Origin of the sequence: Klebsiella sp. CN_Kp073 (genome assembly GCF_040065495.2) — a bacterium.
Lineage (GTDB): Bacteria > Pseudomonadota > Gammaproteobacteria > Enterobacterales > Enterobacteriaceae > Klebsiella > Klebsiella aerogenes.
The window spans coordinates 4,697,500-4,716,482 of sequence record NZ_CM198051.1; the positions used below are offsets into that span (position 1 = coordinate 4,697,500).

Here is an 18,983-nt window from a genome sequence, read left to right on the forward strand (position 1 = left end):
AAATGCTGCCAGCCCAGTCAAAGCAGACTGAGCTGTTTTATAGTTTAAAAATCAAAAGAAATATTGATCATTAAATTTCATAGATTGGTATTTGCTTTGTAGTGTAAGAGCAGAGTGCGTAAGAGGCTTAAAACATCTTTTTACCGCAGTGAAGATTTGAGAACGTTTTTCTTTATCAACACTTTTTAGTGAATCAATAATTGATGATATTATTTTATCTTCATCGTCATAAGCCGGATCAAGGTCACACATGACTTCTTTATACAATCCAAATATTTTAACACTCAATTCACTTGAGTGCACGCTGATATCTTCAGCATTTTCACTCAAACTAAAAGTACATTGTTGAATGAACCAAATAGTTACGAACCTGTCTAGTGATGTGAATGGATTACGCTCTATAAGCGTGCGTAACAAAATTTGCAAAACATTAGGGGTTGGCAATGGTTTTTCAAAAGCAGAAGCATTAACTAGCATGTGAATAAGAACAGATGCTGCATTGGTTGTAGTGTGCAATGACGAGAATATACTATCGTATACTTTAGTAAAATTCGTACTGAAAATATTATCACCACCACATTGTAAAAAATAGTAATAATAGATATCTGATAATAGCTGAATGCTCATGTTTGGTTGATAAATACCTAAATCACATAATTTAGCTATGAGATCGTAAGCACCACCTTGTGTTAAAATATCACGCTCCATAAGAAATAATATCACATTAACACTATTTGCAGATATTTTTTTAGTTGTAGCAGCAAGAACAAAACTTTGCATATCAATATCATCTGACAATAAAACATAGCCTTTATCTATTACTGCACTTGTATAATCATCAATGATATTCTTGCCATGACAATCTAATAACTTAAGTTTATTTCGATGATTATTAATTGCTGACATTATTTTTTCAGCAACATTTGAAGTATCAGACTTCATATAGCTGTGAGCATGTGTACTAATATTTTTGAAAGAAGTACTTAGAAGAGCAAATCGTTTCAACTTACTAAAAAACTGGTCTAAAATATTCAATTCAGACAAAATCAACAAGGTTGTTTCTTCAAATATGAAAGTAGAAGCATCATCAACAAGAGTGTCAAAATCAGGTTGCGGACTAAAACCGGCATGGCGAATTTTGAACTCAAGACTTTCCTCTGATGTGAACTTAGATAACGACCATGTAGTAAAGATATCACGCGTATCCTTCAAGAAATATCCACGCATGGCGAATGGTACTCTTAATGAACCATTACGAATCTGCAGTTTGTTGTTTTCCCACCACTGAATTTTTTCAGGGGTAACTCCTGCTAATTTATTCAAAGTTTCAAGAAGTTCTTCTGCTGGTGCATCAGGATTTATTTCAGCTCGTTTTAATCGAGCTGAATCGGGGAATTTTGTTGTATAATTAATCAAGCGTTGTTGCCATTCAGCGAACTCTAGTTCATCGTCAGTCCGTTGGGATGTTAACATTAGCATTAAAAAACTACCCTCTTCATCACAATCATCCTGATTTACATGCTTTCCGATTTGACGTAGAACCGGCAATCTTTTATCTTTGTTCTCTTCATCCTTACTATAAATATTAAATAATTGAATCAAGAACCTAACTTTTATAGAGACATCATTACTTTTAGATATTACCTCAATAATTGTTTTTTCAACTTCATTTGCCATTCCAAACTGTATACAAAGCTGGATGTACATTTTAAGAGTATCATGAGACAGCTGTGAATTTTGCAACACTTTACCAATGCAGTCAATGGCTAAGCCGGGCTCTCCATTGTTATGAAGAGCTAACGCCTTAAGCAAATGCCAATTAGGATCAATATGCTCCTTTTGCAAGGATTTGTTTATTATCACTAATGCTCTTTCGTAATCACATTTAGTTATTAATGAGTTGGCATAATGAAAATTATCATATTCATTAAGTTCGTGATGTTTGGTAATTGTGGTTGCAACATCTATAAACTTATCAGCATCTTCGCTTGTATTCACCTGTAAGTTATTTATTAACTGCTCAGCCAGAAAAAGTGGTCTACCTAGCTCAATGTATTTTCGATACAACATATCTAGGCTTAGACCTATATTTGACTTATCTTTCTCTGTACTATCTATGAACTCCGATAGTGCTATTACAGCGTCTGCATCAGGAAACATTTTAACGCGAGACATATAATATTCGGAAGCATCAACTTCAAACAATTCCTTTGCAACCCTAGAAGCGACATAAAACAAGCTAGATTTATTATTTATTTTTGAATTCAAGACTTCATCAGCTATATCTTTAAATACATCAAATGCTTCTGGATATTTTTTAATATTATAATATGATAAAAAAAGTAATACCTGGTCATCCAATTCAAGTTCACATTTTTTATTTCTCAATAAAATTATAGCTTTTTTATAATCTTGCTTATTAAAAACCAACCTAGAATAAACATGAATAACTTCAGAATGCTCAGGTCTTTCTTTGAGAATATTATCAAAATGCCTAAAAAGCTCTTGCATATTGTTGAAGTAAGTAAATACTAATGGACTAATATCTAGTAAGAGAGTAAAGTCCTGAGGGTATCCAAGTTCCTCTGTTAAATCCCAAGCTTGTCTGTAATGCCTATAGGATTTTTGCATCAGAGTTAAATCAGCACCAGGTAAGCCAGAAATTGGAATTATTTCATCATATTGTATAACTTCATTATTAGCTTTAAGATAAGCTCTTCTTCCGGCCAAGAAGTGAATAAAGAGTTTTTCTCGAACAGATTTTAATGATTCAATATCTATCGTATCAATCAAACTATCTAATTGAACTTTGTCATCTATAATAGTATAAACTATCAACTTTGCGGCAATATAATCAGGATGATTATCACATATCAGAATAATTGCTTCTTTCGCGCAACCGATTAGAGCCATGCACTTAGCTTTAAGAAAGACAATCCTTTTATCGTTATTGGGATATCCTTCGAGACTGGTAAGTATATTCCGAGCTTGCTGAGATGGTTGAAATCTTAATATCGCCTCGAGATAAGCCACTACGTATCTTATTTTCCCAGATAGATTCCTTGCATCTTTATATAACCCAAGAGACTCCTCTGACTTATCTAAAAGCAACATTAAATTAGCTTTTTGATACCATAACTCTGCTATTTCGTGAGAATCCATTGAGTCCAAATTACGTTCTAAATCTTCTATTATTCTTCTGGCAGAGCTTAATCTATTGTTGTTTTGATGGATTTCAATTCGTTTCAGCTCAGTAGGGTAGTACCCTTCTGGATTCTCAATCCAAGGTTCATCACCGCTATGTTCTATCGCCTTTAAAAAAAATGGCTTATCTGTAATTGTATTTTTAATATGACTGATAGTTTCAATGATGTCTTCAGTATGCGGTTTTATTTCACGGCTCAAATCAGTTAGTGCCATTCGCTCTTGGAATCTATTTCTATAGAAATCATAAACATCTAACTTTGTTGTTAATAACTGACCTGTTGGAATTCGGAGAGTAATGGACTCCTGTGTTTTTAGCTTCTCTTCGTAAATTTTAAACCATTCATCGTCGAGCCATAGATAATATATAGGGCAATTATATACCTCATCCATATTATCTTTAAGGTTTACAACTGCAACCATCACTAACGGTTCTTGAGAGTGGTAAAAATTTAATGTTGAGCATCTAAATGCGAAGCTTAAGGTACCATCAGAGTTAAATGAAGGGTTAGTCGTTCCTTTCAATTGAAGATAAAAACTAAATTCAACTTGCTCCTGTGGATTTTTTAATTGAATTTGATAATCAATGCCATAATCAGAATCACCGGACATTGGGGTTTCTATCCATGCTCGCGGTATTTTTGTTGAAAGTGCACGTTGTGCCAATCTACCAATTTCCTGGCTTTGACTATCATTCGGCAGTTGAGTCATATCAGAATCCTCATGAGACTTAAGATTTAATTCTTATTAGATAGGATATACGGCGGCCATCCAGTTTTTCTAGACTGCTAGCGGATCCCAGCTCCTATTGTAAGTATCCCGTTCATCCAGATAGCTAAAACGTTTCTATATGCAGCGAATAGCCCCATATGCTCGGATGTGACCAACGCATGGAAGGTTCGTCGATTGTATACTAGTGGGATTAGCTTCACATGGTATTTCCTGAGTACTGGATTACATTTATATTATGTGAAATTGTGTAGAAAACTTGGTATAACGTCTAACCTTCGATTTTTCTGAGCTAAAAATTTAACCGTTGAGGGCCATCATGAGTGGAAACAAAAAACGCATGAGTCCTATACTGAGCCTTCTCGTGCATACATAGTTCGTTCAGTAGTAACCCCCACGGCTATTGAAATAGAGAAGCCCTCCACGAAAATCAAAGTTTCGCTAGAAGTTACGCACAAGAAATTCGCACATCCACGCCTCGCGATTTAATCAATGTTTTAATACCTTACTGGGCTCATTGTTCCATCGGCTTGTAGATGCATGGATGGTCTGAATCCCCCTACTCCCCCGACTCAACCTCATCCTGCGCCGCCATCAGAACCAACTCTGACTTCGAAATCAGCAAATCTTTCGGCTTCCTACCTCTCAACCTGCGGTTTGCCGAACCGAACCAGATAGCCAGCCCCCACGGCGTTTTACGCTCCTTGAACAGCGACAGAATCAGCCTGACAACCTTGAGAGGCCGCATTTTCTCATCCAGAACATAATCCGGGTACAAATCCTCCCCGTCGACCTTCAGCGAGAAAATCTTCCCGGCGGCTTTCCAGCCTTTCGGGCCAGCATCAGGATCGGCGGAACGAAAGCCCGCTTTTGCCGATAATTCAGACGCCGTCAGCCATTCTGAGTCGGCCAGTATTCTGGCTTTCAGCTCCTCTAGCTGCCGGTCATTGCGCTCCTGGAAACTCATATGGTCGAGTGCACCTCCCGGCGACTTTTTAAAGCCATACGGCACCACATGCCTGAACCGGTTTGCATCCAGATAATCCGCCCACCACTGCATCATCTCCCGACGTTCTTCGAGATGCTGCGCCTTATGAATATACGCCGCCCGCACGCGCTTGCGCTCCTGATGGCTCATCTGGCGCTCTACCGCATCGCTTGACCACAGGCCTGACTCTACCAGCGCGCTACAGGCCATAGTGCGAAAACCGTGGCCGCAGACATCTTTCTGGGTGTCGTAGCCCATCACTCGCAATGCTTTGTTGATGGTGTTTTCGCTCATCGGTTTGCGGTAATTGTGATCGCCGGGGAACACCAGTTCAGTTCCCGGTCGGCAATGCTGCCGCACCTCGTGCAGCAGTTCGATGGCCTGACGTGACAATGGGACCAGGTGTGGGGAGTGCATCTTCGCCCCACGCGCTGAATATTTAACGCCGGGGATCGGCTCACGCTCGGCGGGGATTGTCCACATGGCGTTACGCAGGTCAATTTCATCCCAGCGGGCAAAGCGCAGTTCGCTGGAACGGATAAACAGCAGCAGCGCCAGCTTTACCGCCAGTTGAGTCAGTTGACGGCCTTTGTAATCGTCGATTCTTTCCAGGAAATCAGGGATAAGATTCAGATCCAATGCAGGATGATGGCGTACTTTGGGCGTAGAGACCGCCCCGGTTAAATCTGATGCGGGGTTATGATCGATAATGCCGTTCTGGACGGCGTAGCGCATCACGCAGGCAGTGCGCTGCTGAAGCCGGGAAGCAACATCCAGCTTGCCCGCTTTCTCCACCTCTTTGATGGGTACCAGCAGGTCTTTAACCTTCATTTTGGTGATGTCACAGCTGCCGTTCGTGGGGAACACATAAAGCTCGAAGTAACGCAGCACCCGCTTCTTATGTTCCGCCGACCAGTTCACGTTACTGGTGATCCATTCGCGTGCCACAGACTCAAACGTATGTTCCGGCGTTATAGCAAGGCGTTCAGCCTTTCGGTGTGCGCTCGGATCGATGCCGGAAATCAGCAGTAATTGGGCCTCTTCACGCATGCGTCTTGCCTGTGCAAGCGTCAAAAGCGGATAAGGTCCTAAAGCGAGCTTTTTCTCTTTGTTTACAAAGCGGTACTTGATGTACCAGCGTTTTGAACCGTTAGGGTTAACCAGCAGGTAAAGTCCATGCGAGTCACTGAGCTTATACGGCTTGCCACAAGGCTTGGCGTGGACTATAGCGCGATCTGTTAGTGCCATTTGGGGGCCTCACTATTATCGAACTACGTCTAAGCCCCCAATTTGGCCCCCAAATCGCGTGGATGTCAATGGATGAAAAATGACCAACACGGAAAGGCCGCAAAATAAATATGGTTATTGCCGAAAAATAAATTATCTTTGAATTACAAATGGATATGGACGAATTTGGACGAAAATGGACACAAAAAAAGCCACCCTTAGGTAGCTAATTATTGCATCGCTTGGTGCCGAAGGCCGGACTCGAACCGGCACGTATTTCTACGGTTGATTTTGAATCAACTGCGTCTACCGATTTCGCCACTTCGGCACTGAAGGGATACGGAAAACGTTTTGGATTATACCTGTCGATAGCCACCATGCAAGCAACAGCGTGCATCAGTCGTGCTAAGTGTTGAAAAAAACAGCGCAATCCCATAAACGAGTGGTGCAGCGTCACACTTTTCAGCCATCAATGCGCAACAAACCGGCTCCCTGGCCTTCGCTTCCCTGCCACTACGACCGACACATCACCAATTCCGCCCCAACTTTTCTCAAATCCATCTCACATTACACCCTCATCGCGTCAACGTTTTATCGCCGCCAACCATAAGCATGTACGCTTCATCAAACACTCAATATAAGATTCCAGAATAATTAATGTAATTGATTTATATATTCCATAAAAAATTACCCTATCGCTTTTTCTTATTACCGCAATCCTTAAGGATTTATTAATTACGTCAATATTTTTATAACTTTACATTAATGAAAAGTTTTGTGTTCGTTCTTTATTCCAGGATTTTCCTCAGGCGTGAAAGTTCCGGTAAATACTATTTTTACTAGTCGCTGTACGAGTCTCGATGGACATCTTCACTCGGTGAATAAAATCAGGAGAAAGACTGTGACTACCTTAAAACCTTTACTGGCGCGTAACCGCAGCTGGGCGCTGCAGAAGTGCCAGCATGACCCGGAATATTTTGAAAAACTGGTAGCCGGGCAGCGGCCGCATTCGCTGTGGATTGGCTGCTCCGATAGCCGCGTTCCCGCCGAAGTACTCACCGGCAGCCATCCCGGCGAACTCTTCGTCCACCGTAATATCGCTAACATGATTGACCCCGCCGACGACAACTTTATGAGCGTATTGCAATATGCCCTCCACTATCTCGAGGTCGAACGGGTGGTGCTCTGCGGCCACTACGGCTGCGGCGGCGTGCAGGCGGCGCTGTCGTTGCCGGAGATGCCGCTGGCCCACGAGTCCTCGGCGCTGGCCCGCCGCATCGGCTCGCTGCGCGATACCCTGCAGCGTGATATCGCTGCTCTGACGCTCACTGACACTGACGCCGACGCTGCCGAAGCGCTCAATGCCCTGGTGGAGGCCAACGTTCGCGCCCAGTTCAGCCGCCTGCTTGACTGTGACCCCGTACAGACGCTGCTCGCCAGCGGACGGCCGCTCAGCCTGCACGGCTGCGTCTACGATCTGGCATCCGGCCATCTGACCACTCTCGTCGAACATCTCTCACCTCAGGAGCATGCCCCATGAATACTCTTCGTCAGGACTCTCTCGCAGGCATTGTCGTCTTCCTTGTCGCCCTGCCGCTGTGCCTCGGTATCGCCCAGGCCAGCGGCTTACCGCCCTTTGTCGGTCTGCTGACCGGTATCATCGGCGGCCTGGTCGTCACCGCCCTCAGCCCCTCCCGCTTCGCCGTCAGCGGCCCCGCCGCCGGACTGGTCACCATCGTCGTCGCCGCCATCGAATCCCTGGGTTCCTTCTCCATCTTCCTGATGGCGCTGGTGCTGGCCGGCGTGCTGCAGCTGCTGTTCGGCATTCTGCGGGCCGGGCGCTTTATTTCGCTGGTTCCCGCCAGCGTCATCAAAGGTATGCTTGCGGCGATCGGCATCCTGCTGATTATGCAGCAGATCCCCGTCGCGCTTGGCAGCGCAGAAGAGACCGGGCTCGCCGATATCGTACAGGGTAACGCCACCTTCTCCCTCAGCGCTATCGCCGTCGCCCTGGGCGGCCTGCTGGTGCTATGGCTGTGGGGTTCGCCGCTTATCCGCCGGGTGACGAGCCTGCGCTGGATCCCCGGCCCGCTGATCGCTGTCCTGCTCGGTTGTGCCACCACTGTATTAATGACCCAGGCCGCGCCACAGCAGCTTGCCTCCCTGCCGCGCATTACCCTGCCGGAGTTCGGTAGCCTCGGCGATCTGCTGGGCGAGCTGGAGTCTCCTGCGTGGAGCGCGTGGCGTAATCCGTCGGTGTGGGTGGTGGCACTGACCCTCGCGCTGGTCGCCAGCCTCGAAACCTTGCTCAGCCAGGAGGCGCTGAAAAAACTGCGTCCGCAAAATCCGCCGCCTTCGCCGAACCGCGAAATGGTCGCCCAGGGCGTCGGCAACCTGCTCTCCGGCGTACTCGGGGCGATGCCGATCACCGCGGTCATCGTCCGCAGCTCGGTCAACGTCAGCAACGGCGCACAGAGCAAACTGTCGATCTTTATCCACGGCGTACTGCTACTGATCTGCGGACTGTGGTTTAGCGGCCTGCTGACGTTAATCCCGCTCGCCAGCCTCGCTGCCGTGCTGCTGTATACCGGCTATAAGCTGGCGACGCCGCGGCTGTTCATTGAACAGTTCCGCCAGGGCGCCGCACAGTACGTCCCCTTCCTTGCCACCATTGGCGGAATTATCGGCTTCGGCATGCTGGCGGGGATCGGCATTGGCCTCGCCACCCAGGTGGCGTTCAGCATCTGGCGTAGCCATCGCCATTCGCTGCAGCTGGCGCGCTACGACGATCACTACGTGCTGCGCATCCAGCAGAACCTGACCTTTTTACACAATCCGCATCTGCTGGCGCTGCTGGCGAAAATTCCGGAAAAGAGCGTGGTGATCGTCGAGCACGATAACGTCGGCTACCTTGACCCGGATGTGCAGGCGGTGCTGGATGATTTTGCCGAGAGCGCGCCGCAGCGCGGTATCCGCCTCAATCAGTGGCCGCTTGCCAGCCGCTGACCGTCTCCCGGGCGGCTGGTCCGCCCGGTTATCCACCCCTCCTAATGCCAAGCGACGCCTGTTGCCATGCTCTACACTTTCTTCGTTACTACGCCAACCCCAAGGAAACAAACATGAGCATCATTAAAAGTTACGCCGCCAAAGAAGCGGGCGCCGATCTGTCGCTGTGGGAGTACGATGCCGGCGAACTGTTGCCGGAAGATGTTGAAGTCGAGGTGGAGTACTGCGGGATTTGTCATTCGGACCTGTCGATGATCGATAACGAATGGGGCATGTCGAGCTACCCACTGGTCGCCGGTCACGAGGTTATTGGTCGGGTGGCGGCGCTGGGCAGCGCGGCACGGGATAAAGGGCTGAAGATTGGTCAGAAGGTCGGGATCGGCTGGACGGCGCGCAGTTGCGGCCACTGCGACGCCTGTATCAGCGGCAATCAGATCAACTGCCTGGAAGGCTCTGTACCGACCATTATGAACCGCGGCGGCTTCGCCGATAAGCTGCGCGCCGACTGGCAATGGGTGATCCCGCTGCCGGAGAGCATCGATCTGGCTTCCGCCGGCCCGATGCTGTGCGGCGGCATCACCGTCTTCAAACCGCTGCTGACCCACCACGTTACCGCTACCAGCCGCGTCGGCGTGATTGGTATCGGCGGCCTCGGCCATATCGCGATTAAACTGCTGCGGGCGATGGGGGCGGAAGTAACCGCTTTCAGTTCCAACCCGGCGAAAGAGCAGGAAGTGCTGGCAATGGGTGCCGACCGCGTGGTGAACAGCCGCGATCCGCAGGCGTTAACCGCGCTGGCCGGTCAGTTCGATCTGATCATCAACACCGTGGCGGTGGACCTTGACTGGCAGCCGTACTTCCAGGCGCTGGCCTACGGCGGCAACTTCCACACCGTCGGCGCGGTGATGAAGCCGTTCCCGGTACCGGCCTTTACCCTTATCGGCGGCGACCGCAGCATCTCCGGCTCGGCGACCGGTAATCCGTCCGAACTGCGTAAGCTGATGAAATTCGCCGGGCGTAGCAAAGTGGCGCCAACAACCGAACTGTTCCCGATGTCGCAAATTAACGAAGCGCTGAAACACGTGCGCGAAGGCAAAGCCCGCTATCGCGCGGTACTAAAAGCCGACTTCTGATTGGTATTTACCGCCGGGCGTCCCGTGCGCCCGGCGCTTTTCTTCTTGCTTCATCAAACCGTCATCTCCCCGCCATTCCCCTGTAGTCATCGCTTCCCACAATCCGGGCTTCCATAAACGCCTGAACGAGACGCCCGTCACCATGAATAAGCGCTGGCTCCCCTGGCTGATACTGTCGCCTTCCCTGTTGTTTTTACTGCTGTTTACCTGGTTTCCGCTTGGCCGTTCGGTCTATGACAGCCTGTTTGATACCCGCATGGCCAGCGACGGCGCACAGTACGTCGGGCTGGATAACTTCGCCCGCCTGTTTGCCGACGGCGTTTTCTGGCAATCGCTGGTCAATAATTTGCTCTATATCCTGCTGACGGTGGTACCCGGCGTGACGCTCGCTCTGCTGCTGGCGGTGGCTCTGAGCGAGAATCACCGCGTCAACCGCTGGCTGCGCACCGCCTTTTTCTTCCCGATGATTATCCCGATGGTCAGCGCCGCCGCGCTGTGGCTGTTTATCTTTATGCCCGGCCTCGGCCTGCTCGATCACTATCTGGCGAAGCTATTTGGCCCTCAGAACAACAACTGGCTGGGGCGCAGCAACAGCGCGCTGCTGGCGCTGGCGCTGATTGGCGTGTGGAAATTCGCTGGCTACTACATGCTGTTTTTCCTCGCCGGGCTGCAGAGCATTCCGGCCTCGACGCGGGAAGCGGCGCTGATGGAAGGGGCCAGCCGCACCCAGGTGTTTTTTAAGGTGACGCTGCCGCTGCTGCGCCCGACGCTGAGCTTTGTTATCACCACCGCGCTGATTTACTCCATTACCCAGATTGATCACGTCGCGGTGATGACGCGCGGCGGGCCGGATAACGCCACGACCGTGCTGCTCTATTACATCCAGAATCTCGCCTGGGATACCCACGACCTCGGCAAAGCCTCCGCCGCCACCTTCCTGACGCTGGCCGGGCTGTTTGCCTTCTCGCTGATTAACCTGAAATTGCTGGAAAAAGGAGCCCACTATGAGCGCTGAAATCTCACCGCTGATGGTCCGCTCGCCCACCGCTGCGCGTCCGCTGTGGTTGCGCCTGCGTCGCTCACAGCCCTTTACCCTGACGGTAATCATGTGCTGCCTGGCGCTGCTATGGGTGAGCCCGTTTATCTGGATGCTGGCGACCTCGTTCAGCGCCACCACCTTCGGCGAAGATATGGCCTCATTGCTGCCCCGTCTGCCGCTGACTCTCGATAACTTCCGCGACGCCTGGGACAGCGCCGACTGGCTGAGCCTGTACGCCAACACCCTTATCTTTACCTTCGGCACTTTCTTCGTGCAGCTACTCACCATCACCACCGCCGGCTACGTCTTCGCCTGCCACGAATTTCGCGGCAAGAAAACGCTGTTTCTGCTGTTCCTCGTCCAGCTGATGATCATGCCGGTGGTGATGATGGTGCCGAACATGCTGACTCTGAAAACCTTCGGCCTGCTCAACACTCTGACCGGCGTGATGATGCCTTACTTTACCTCGGCGTTCGGCGTGTTTCTGATGCGCCAGGCGTTCCTCGCCATCCCGAAAGAGCTGGAAGAGGCAGCGTTGATGGAGGGCTGCCTCTGGTGGCAGGTGCTATTCCGCGTACTGCTGCCGATCTCCTGGCCGTCGGTGCTGGCCTTCGCCACCGTCAGCATTACCTACCACTGGAACGAGTACCTGTGGCCACTGATGATGCTCAACGATCCCGATAAGCAGGTGCTGACCGTCGGGCTGGTCTCTTTCGCCATGGGCGCTGAATCCGGCGGCCAATGGGGCACCATCGGCGCCGGGACGCTGATGGTCTGCCTGCCGCTGATGCTGGCGTTCATCCTTTTCCAGAAACAGTTCCTGCGAAGCTTCGGCTTCTCCGGGATCAAATAAGGAGTTATTCATGCTGTTAGCGCACATTTCCGATACCCATTTCCGCAGCCGCGGCGAAAAGCTGTACGGTTTTATCGACGTCAATGCCGCCAATGCTGATGTGGTTTCTCAACTTAACGCGCTGCGCGAACGCCCGGATGCGGTGGTGGTGAGCGGCGATATCGTCAACTGCGGCCGCCCGGAGGAGTATCAGGTCGCCCGCCAGATCCTCGGCAGCCTGAATTATCCGCTGTATCCGATCCCCGGCAACCACGATGATAAAGCGCTGTTTCTGGAGTACCTGCAGCCGCTGTGCCCGCTGCTCGGCAACGATGCCAATAATATGCGCTATGCGGTTGACGACTTCGCTACCCGCCTGCTGTTTATCGACTCCAGCCGCGCCGGCACTTCAAAAGGCTGGCTGACCGACGAGACCATCAGCTGGCTGGAAGCGCAGCTGTTCGAGGGCGGCGACAAACCGGCCACGGTGTTTATGCACCACCCGCCGCTGCCGCTGGGCAATGCGCAGATGGACCCGATTGCCTGCGAAAACGGCCACCGTCTGCTGGCGCTGGTGGAACGTTTCCCGTCGCTGACGCGCATCTTCTGCGGTCATAACCATAGCCTGACCATGACCCAGTATCGCCAGGCGCTGATCTCCACCCTCCCCGGCACCGTCCATCAGGTGCCTTACTGCCACGAAGACACTCGCCCGTATTACGATCTCTCGCCGGCTTCGTGCCTGATGCACCGCCAGGTCGGCGAGCAATGGGTGAGCTACCAGCACTCGCTGGCCCACTACGCCGGGCCGTGGCTGTACGACGAAAACATTAGTTGTCCAACGGAAGAGCGCTAACCGCCATGCTCAGTCTGCAAAACATCAGTAAACATTTCGACGGTAAACCAGCGCTCAGCGCGCTGTCGCTTGATATCCACGAAGGCGAATTTGTGGTGCTGGTCGGCCCGTCGGGCTGTGGTAAAAGCACCCTACTGCGCCTGCTTGCCGGGTTGGATCAGGTCAGCGAAGGCGAAATCTGGCTGCATGATGAGAACATCACCGACACCACGCCGCGCGAACGCAATTTTGCGATGATCTTCCAGAACTATGCGCTGTTTCCACATCTCTCTGTGCGCGACAACATCACCTTCGGCATGAAGGTACGCAAGGAAGAGAAAAGCGGCTGGCAGCCGCGGGTAGATAAAGTCGCGCAGATGCTGCAGCTGGAGGCGCTGCTCGATCGCAAACCGGCTAAGCTCTCCGGCGGCCAACGGCAGCGGGTAGCGATGGCGCGGGCGATCGTGCGTAATCCGCGGCTGTTCTTAATGGATGAACCGCTGTCCAACCTCGACGCCCGCCTGCGCAGCGAAGTCCGTGACAGCATTATGGACCTCCACCAGCAGTTGAAAACCAGTACCGTCTACGTCACCCACGATCAGACCGAGGCCATGTCGATGGCCGACCGCATCGTGGTGATGAACGGCGGCCACGTGCAACAGGTAGGACGGCCAGAATATCTGTATGCCAACCCGGCCAATCTGTTCGTGGCCGGATTTATCGGTTCGCCAGCGATGAACCTGCTATCACTTCCCTGCGTTGACGGCAACGTTCAGCTTGGCGAACTACGCCATCCGCTACCGCCGCGCCACCGCAGCCAGACCCGCGTCTGGCTGGGCATTCGCCCGGAACATATTACCGACCGCGTGGAGCAAGGCCATCTGCGCCTGCCGGGCACCGTCCTGCAACGAGAACTGATGGGAGCCGATTATCTGCTCCACGTCAGCACGCCTATCGGCACCCTGCGCTTTAGCCGCCGCCACCGCGGCACGGTACCTGAAAAAGGCGAATCGCTGATCCTCGGCTTCTCGCCTGCCGATGTGCATCTTTTTCATGCTGAGACCCAGCATAATTTACTGATGGAGACAGACCATGTTTAACCCCCTCACCGCCCTGACGGTTGGGCTCAGCCTCGCCCTGAGCGGCGCGGCGCTGGCGAAAGAGAAAATAGACTTCATGTTCCCGGCCCCGGTAGACGGCAAGCTGACGATGGAGATGACACGCGTTATTAAAACGTTCAACGACTCGCAGCAGGATGTCGAAGTTCGCGGCATCTTCACCGGCAACTATGACACCACCAAGATCAAAGCCGAATCCGCACAGAAGGCCGGACAACCGCCGGCGCTGGTGATCATGTCCGCCAACTTCACTACCGATCTGGCGCTGAAGGATGAGATCCTGCCGATGGACGAACTGTTTAAATATGGCGATCAAAAGGCTGGCGATTTTCTGCAAAAGGAATTCTGGCCAGCGATGCATAAGAACGCCCAGGTGATGGGCACCACCTATGCGATCCCGTTCCATAACTCGACGCCGATCCTCTACTACAACAAGACGCTGTTCGATCGGGCTGGGATCGCGCAACCACCGCAGACCTGGGCCGAGCTGCTGGCCGATGCCAAAAAGCTGACCGACGAGAGCAAAGGCCAGTGGGGGATCATGCTGCCGTCGACCAACGACGACTACGGCGGCTGGATCTTCTCGGCGCTTGTGCGGGCCAACGGCGGTAAATATTTCAATGAAGACTATCCGGGTGAGGTTTATTACAACTCGCCGACCGCTATCGGCGCTCTGCGCTTCTGGCAGGGTCTGATCTACAAAGACAAAGTGATGCCTTCCGGGGTACTGAATTCGAAGCAGATCAGCGCTTCATTCTTCTCCGGCAAACTTGGCATGGCGATGCTCAGCACCGGCGCGCTGGGCTTTATGCGCGAGAACAGTAAAGATTTTGAACTCGGCGTCGCCATGCTACCAGCCAAGGAGCAGCGCGCGGTGCCGATCGGCGGCGCCAGCCTGGTAAGCTTTAAAGGCATCAACGACGCGCAGAAGAAAGCGGCCTACCAGTTCCTGACTTATCTGGTGAGCCCGCAGGTGAACGGGGCGTGGAGCCGCTTTACCGGCTACTTCTCGCCGCGCAAGGCTTCTTACGATACGCCGGAGATGAAAGCATATCTGCAGCAGGATCCGCGGGCGGCGATCGCCCTTGAACAGCTGAAGTACGCGCATCCGTGGTACTCCACCTGGGAGACCGTCGCCGTGCGTAAGGCGATGGAGAACCAGCTGGCGGCGGTGGTCAACGATGCCAAAGTAACGCCGGAAGCAGCGGTACAGGCGGCACAGAAGGAAGCTGACGCGCTAATGAAACCTTATGTTGATAAGACCGCGCTGGGAGAAGTGAAGTAGCACAGGTCTGTTGCGGGGCGCCCGGCTTACGGCGTAAACGCCCAGGCCGGGTGACCAACCGCCCCCAGCGCAGGATGCGCCGGGGAGATTTTGCGAAGCCTTAGATTTTATCCGCCTGCGACGAAGCCCAGGATTTACGCGCGTAGGCTTTTCCCGCCGGGCTGGTATCCAGCTTCTCGCGCAGGTAGTGCTCGATCTGCTCAAGGCTGCGGTTGCGCGTTTCCGGCACGCATTTGATCACGAAGATCGCGCCGAAGATACCGATTGCCGCAAAGATAAAGAAGGTTCCGGAGAGGCCGACCCACGACAGTAGCATCGGGAAGAACAGCGAGATCAGGAAGTTGGCAATCCACATTGAGAACACCGCCCCGCCCATAAACATCCCGCGCATCCGGGTTGGGAAAATTTCCGACAACAGCAGCCAGGTCACCGGCGACAGCGCCCCCTGCTGGAAGCTCAGGAACAGCAGCATTCCCGCCAGTACCATATAGGCGCGCAGCGCATCCGGCTGACCATTGACCGTTTCCGGCAGCAGGTAGCTCACCGCGCCGATAAACACCAGGCAGGCGGTACAGCCGAACTGGCCGATCATGGTCATCGGGCGACGGCCTATCTTCCCCAGCATCCAGATGCCGACAAAGGTCATCAGTACCGAAACCACGCCGTTGGCAATGGTGGCGAACAGCGCGGCGTTATCGGTCATACCGACCGAGGTCAGCACCGTCGGCGCATAGTACATAATGGTATTGACGCCGGTAAGCTGCTGAATAACCGCCACGCCGATACCGATCATGAACAGCTTAAACAGCCACGGAGTCATGATTTCACGAATTTTTGGCTTACCGAGATTGCGCTGCTCGTCGAGAGTTTCCGTAATCTCCATTAGCTCCCATTCGACATCATCTTTACGCCGCGTACGCTCCAGCACCCGGCGCGCTTCCGCCAGTCGGCCTTTCATCGCGTACCAGCGCGGGGTATCCGGCATAAACATCATGCCAAACCACAGCAGCACGGCAGGCAGCGTCGCCACCGCCAGCATCCAGCGCCAGGTGCTTTCTCCGCCCCACAGCTCATGGAAGGTGGCGTTAGAGATATAGGCCAGCAGTTGGCCGGAGACGATCATCAGTTCCTGCAGCGTGACCAGTTGCCCGCGTTTGTTGGCGGGCGCCATCTCAGCGATATATACCGGCACCGTTGCCGCCGCGCCGCCAACCGCTACGCCGAGAACCAGGCGGAAGAAAATCATCCAGTTGACGTCCGGCGCGAGGGCAGTACCCACCGCGCCGATAGCGAAGATCACCGCCAGCCAGAGGATGATTTTCTTTCTGCCTGCGGCGCTGGCCAGATGGCCAGAAAGCAGTGCGCCGAATGCGGCGCCGAACAGCAGCGAGCTAGTCACCAGCCCAGTGGTAAACGGCGTGAGGTGCAGTTCCTTACCCATAAACAGCAGGGCGCCGGAAATCACCCCGGTGTCGTAGCCAAAGAGTAAACCGCCTAAGGTGGCGATCAGCGCCACGATCTTAACAAACGGCGTTGCCGGGGCGTCGCTATTCGGCCCCGACGCTTTATTGAGTGTGAGATATTGTTCCTGTGACATAGAAGACTCCAGTAACCTACCTTGTAGGGGGAAGATATGCTCTTGTCTGAATACAGAGGCCTCCAGCCTCACGGACGTGTCGTTCTCGTGTGGTTCTCTTGAGGTTTAGAAAAAGCAGGCCACGCAGCTGTGTGGCCTGAAATGCATCAACGATCAGATTCCTGCCGTTTCGCGGATGTATTTACGCGCTTTCACCGCGTATTCGAAGGGGTTCGCCAGCGCGGGGTCTTGTTCGGCTTCCACCACCATCCAGCCCTTGTAGCTGTAGTCATCCAGCAACTGGAAAACCGGACGGAAATCGATGGCGCCATCTCCCGGTACGGTAAAGGTGCCTTTCTTGACGCCGTCGAGGAATGAGAGCCCTTCGCGGCGCACCTGCTCAATCACCGCGGGGCGGACGTCTTTCAGATGCACGTGGTTGATGCGCGGCAGATATTTTTTCAGGATCGCCAGCATCGGCGCCTCGCCGCCCTCTGAATACCAGGCGTGACCGGTGTCGTAGAGCAGGAAGACGCGTTCGTCTACCAGCGACATAAACTTGTCGATCTCCGCGGTAGTCTGAATGCCGGTGCCCATATGGTGATGCAGACAAACCTGCATCCCCTTCTCTGCCGCCAGTTTGCCAAGCGCGTTATAACCTTCGGCTACCCGCTGCCACTCTTCGTCGCTAAAGCACGGTTTTACATCGCCGAGGATCGGTTTATCGAGCCCCTGGATACTGCCGCTTTGTTCAGAGCAGCCAATCACCTTCGCGCCCATCGCATGGAGGAAATTCATGTGGTTAACGAATTCATCGATGGTTTTTTCTCTTTGGCCATCCGCAAAGAAGGTGCTGAACCAGGCGTTACAAATTTGCATGCCGCGAATATCCAGCATCGGCTTCAGCACCGCCGGATCGCGCGGATATTTGCTGCCAACTTCGCTGCCGGTAAACCCGGCCAGCGCCATTTCGCTGACCGTTTGCTGGAAGGTGTTTTCGCTTCCCAGCTCAGGCATATCGTCGTTAGTCCAACCGATAGGGGCGATAGCCAGTTTGACGTTGTCTTTGTTCATTTTGATGCTCCTGCCGCCGCGCCTTACCGGCGCAGCAGTTCACGTTCGATAAGTTCACGCGTTTCCACGGCCTGGTATTTCATCTTTTCCGGGTAACCAAACAGCGAGGTGCAGACGATCGGTTCACCGCCAACTTTGAAGGTCTGTTCAGCGAAGCGCATATCGCGCAGGGTGCGGAACAGAGCATCGAAATCGACATCCCCCTCGCCGACGCCGACGTGCTGGTGTACGGCGGCGTCAACGCCCGGCGGATTAACGATATAGCGGCAGTGTTTGGTGTGATTGCGGGTATCGGCAATCAGCACGTGCGACAGGTCCTGACCGGCATAGCGCAGCATCTTCTCGACTTCACCTTTACCTTTGTCGTAGAAGAAGGTGTGCGGCACGCTGTAGACGTACTTCACGTTGTCGCTACGGAAGGACTTCACGATATCCACCGTCTCGTTGTTTTCTTCGCAGAAGTCCCACGGATGGGCCTGGATTTCGAGGCGGATACCTTCACGTTCGAATATCGGCAGCAGCTCTTCCATCGAGCGGTAGAACATCTCTTCGCAAATTTCCGGCTGGTTAGGATCGCCGGAAAATTCGGTGTTGATAACCTGCACGCCCATCTCCACCGCCACTTCGATTAGCCGCTTCCAGTTCTTCACCGCCGCCTGTCGGCGCAGCTCATCCGGGCCAGACCAGCGATAAACGCAGATGAACGAGGAGAGTTCAACGCCGTTGTCACGCAGCGCCTGCTTATACTCGGCCATGATCTCCCGGCTGGCGCGCGGATGCTTGTAGAATGGGTTAATCTGCGGGTGCGGCGACTGTTCAATGTATTTGTAGCCCCACTCCGCCACCTGCTGGACCATTCTGGTGATCCCGAGATCGCGAATCACATCGACATCAAAAGCAATTTTCATCGTCGTTACCTGTTTGAAACGTTACGTCG

General features: G+C 52.4%; 12 protein-coding genes, 1 tRNA gene and 1 pseudogene. 8 read left to right on the forward strand and 6 right to left on the reverse strand.

Features of this window, described 5'->3' with window-relative positions; translation table 11 throughout:
* Nucleotides 1-51: 51 nt before the first annotated feature.
* The 3 genes and pseudogenes from ABLV66_RS22645 to ABLV66_RS22655 form a co-directional block, all read right to left on the reverse strand.
* Nucleotides 52-3,915, reverse strand: coding sequence for a DUF4365 domain-containing protein (locus tag ABLV66_RS22645; RefSeq protein WP_348876750.1), 3,864 nt, complete (start codon nt 3,913-3,915; stop codon nt 52-54).
* 1,009 nt (nt 3,916-4,924) lie between these two features.
* Nucleotides 4,925-6,169, reverse strand: a pseudogene (locus ABLV66_RS22650) (tyrosine-type recombinase/integrase); the annotation flags it as partial.
* Nucleotides 6,170-6,391: 222 nt separating this feature from the next.
* Nucleotides 6,392-6,476: transfer RNA gene (locus tag ABLV66_RS22655), tRNA-Leu, on the reverse strand.
* A 573-nt stretch (nt 6,477-7,049) separates the two neighbouring features.
* Between ABLV66_RS22655 and ABLV66_RS22660 the strand changes: the two genes are divergently transcribed.
* The 8 genes from ABLV66_RS22660 (at nt 7,050) to ABLV66_RS22695 (ending at nt 15,396) form a co-directional block, all read left to right on the forward strand.
* On the forward strand, nt 7,050-7,688 hold the full coding sequence (locus ABLV66_RS22660) for a carbonic anhydrase (protein ID WP_348876748.1): 639 nt from the start codon (nt 7,050-7,052) through the stop codon (nt 7,686-7,688).
* Entirely contained in the window at nt 7,685-9,154 is a 1,470-nt protein-coding gene (locus ABLV66_RS22665) for a SulP family inorganic anion transporter (protein ID WP_047046174.1), read from the forward strand. The genes ABLV66_RS22660 and ABLV66_RS22665 overlap by 4 nt, the downstream gene beginning before the upstream one ends.
* 113 nt (nt 9,155-9,267) lie before the next feature.
* Nucleotides 9,268-10,287 carry an NADPH-dependent aldehyde reductase Ahr gene (ahr, locus tag ABLV66_RS22670; protein ID WP_015368523.1) on the forward strand — a complete coding sequence of 340 codons (1,020 nt, stop codon included), beginning with the start codon at nt 9,268-9,270 and terminating at the stop codon, nt 10,285-10,287.
* Between the two features lie 142 nt (nt 10,288-10,429).
* Nucleotides 10,430-11,302: a carbohydrate ABC transporter permease gene (locus ABLV66_RS22675; RefSeq protein ID WP_015368525.1), complete on the forward strand. Its 873-nt coding sequence runs from the start codon at nt 10,430-10,432 to the stop codon at nt 11,300-11,302.
* Complete coding sequence (locus ABLV66_RS22680) at nt 11,292-12,179, forward strand: carbohydrate ABC transporter permease (protein ID WP_348876747.1); 888 nt, start codon at nt 11,292-11,294, stop codon at nt 12,177-12,179. The genes ABLV66_RS22675 and ABLV66_RS22680 overlap by 11 nt, the downstream gene beginning before the upstream one ends.
* A gap of 10 nt (nt 12,180-12,189) precedes the next feature.
* On the forward strand, nt 12,190-13,014 hold the full coding sequence (gene gpdQ, locus ABLV66_RS22685) for a glycerophosphodiester phosphodiesterase GpdQ (protein WP_063415861.1): 825 nt from the start codon (nt 12,190-12,192) through the stop codon (nt 13,012-13,014).
* A 5-nt stretch (nt 13,015-13,019) separates the two neighbouring features.
* Complete coding sequence (locus ABLV66_RS22690; protein WP_042894203.1) at nt 13,020-14,093, forward strand: ABC transporter ATP-binding protein; 1,074 nt, start codon at nt 13,020-13,022, stop codon at nt 14,091-14,093.
* A complete protein-coding gene (locus ABLV66_RS22695) occupies nt 14,086-15,396 on the forward strand; it encodes an ABC transporter substrate-binding protein (protein ID WP_348876746.1) in 1,311 nt (436 codons plus the stop codon). The genes ABLV66_RS22690 and ABLV66_RS22695 overlap by 8 nt, the downstream gene beginning before the upstream one ends.
* 100 nt (nt 15,397-15,496) lie before the next feature.
* Here ABLV66_RS22695 and ABLV66_RS22700 read toward each other — a convergent pair whose 3' ends face one another.
* The 3 genes from ABLV66_RS22700 to ABLV66_RS22710 all read right to left on the reverse strand — a co-directional run bounded on the left by ABLV66_RS22700 (nt 15,497) and on the right by ABLV66_RS22710 (nt 18,954).
* The gene (locus ABLV66_RS22700) at nt 15,497-16,993 is read right to left on the reverse strand and encodes a sugar porter family MFS transporter (RefSeq protein WP_015368530.1); all 1,497 of its coding nucleotides are present in this window, start codon (nt 16,991-16,993) and stop codon (nt 15,497-15,499) included.
* A gap of 153 nt (nt 16,994-17,146) precedes the next feature.
* Nucleotides 17,147-18,046: a myo-inosose-2 dehydratase gene (gene iolE / locus ABLV66_RS22705; protein WP_348876745.1), complete on the reverse strand. Its 900-nt coding sequence runs from the start codon at nt 18,044-18,046 to the stop codon at nt 17,147-17,149.
* Between the two features lie 23 nt (nt 18,047-18,069).
* Nucleotides 18,070-18,954, reverse strand: coding sequence for a sugar phosphate isomerase/epimerase family protein (locus ABLV66_RS22710; protein ID WP_325080786.1), 885 nt, complete (start codon nt 18,952-18,954; stop codon nt 18,070-18,072).
* Nucleotides 18,955-18,983: the final 29 nt, after the last annotated feature.

Excerpts from the sequence above, each read along its gene's own strand:
- iolE (WP_348876745.1), bottom strand. The coding sequence starts at position 18,046 with ATGAACAAAGACAACGTCAAACTGGCTATCGCCCCTATCGGTTGGACT.
- ABLV66_RS22700 (WP_015368530.1), bottom strand. The coding sequence starts at position 16,993 with ATGTCACAGGAACAATATCTCACACTCAATAAAGCGTCGGGGCCGAAT.
- ABLV66_RS22695 (WP_348876746.1), top strand. The coding sequence starts at position 14,086 with ATGTTTAACCCCCTCACCGCCCTGACGGTTGGGCTCAGCCTCGCCCTG.
- ABLV66_RS22665 (WP_047046174.1), top strand. The coding sequence starts at position 7,685 with ATGAATACTCTTCGTCAGGACTCTCTCGCAGGCATTGTCGTCTTCCTT.
- ahr (WP_015368523.1), top strand. The coding sequence starts at position 9,268 with ATGAGCATCATTAAAAGTTACGCCGCCAAAGAAGCGGGCGCCGATCTG.
- ABLV66_RS22690 (WP_042894203.1), top strand. The coding sequence starts at position 13,020 with ATGCTCAGTCTGCAAAACATCAGTAAACATTTCGACGGTAAACCAGCG.
- ABLV66_RS22710 (WP_325080786.1), bottom strand. The coding sequence starts at position 18,954 with ATGAAAATTGCTTTTGATGTCGATGTGATTCGCGATCTCGGGATCACC.
- ABLV66_RS22680 (WP_348876747.1), top strand. The coding sequence starts at position 11,292 with ATGAGCGCTGAAATCTCACCGCTGATGGTCCGCTCGCCCACCGCTGCG.
- gpdQ (WP_063415861.1), top strand. The coding sequence starts at position 12,190 with ATGCTGTTAGCGCACATTTCCGATACCCATTTCCGCAGCCGCGGCGAA.
- ABLV66_RS22675 (WP_015368525.1), top strand. The coding sequence starts at position 10,430 with ATGAATAAGCGCTGGCTCCCCTGGCTGATACTGTCGCCTTCCCTGTTG.
- ABLV66_RS22645 (WP_348876750.1), bottom strand. The coding sequence starts at position 3,915 with ATGACTCAACTGCCGAATGATAGTCAAAGCCAGGAAATTGGTAGATTG.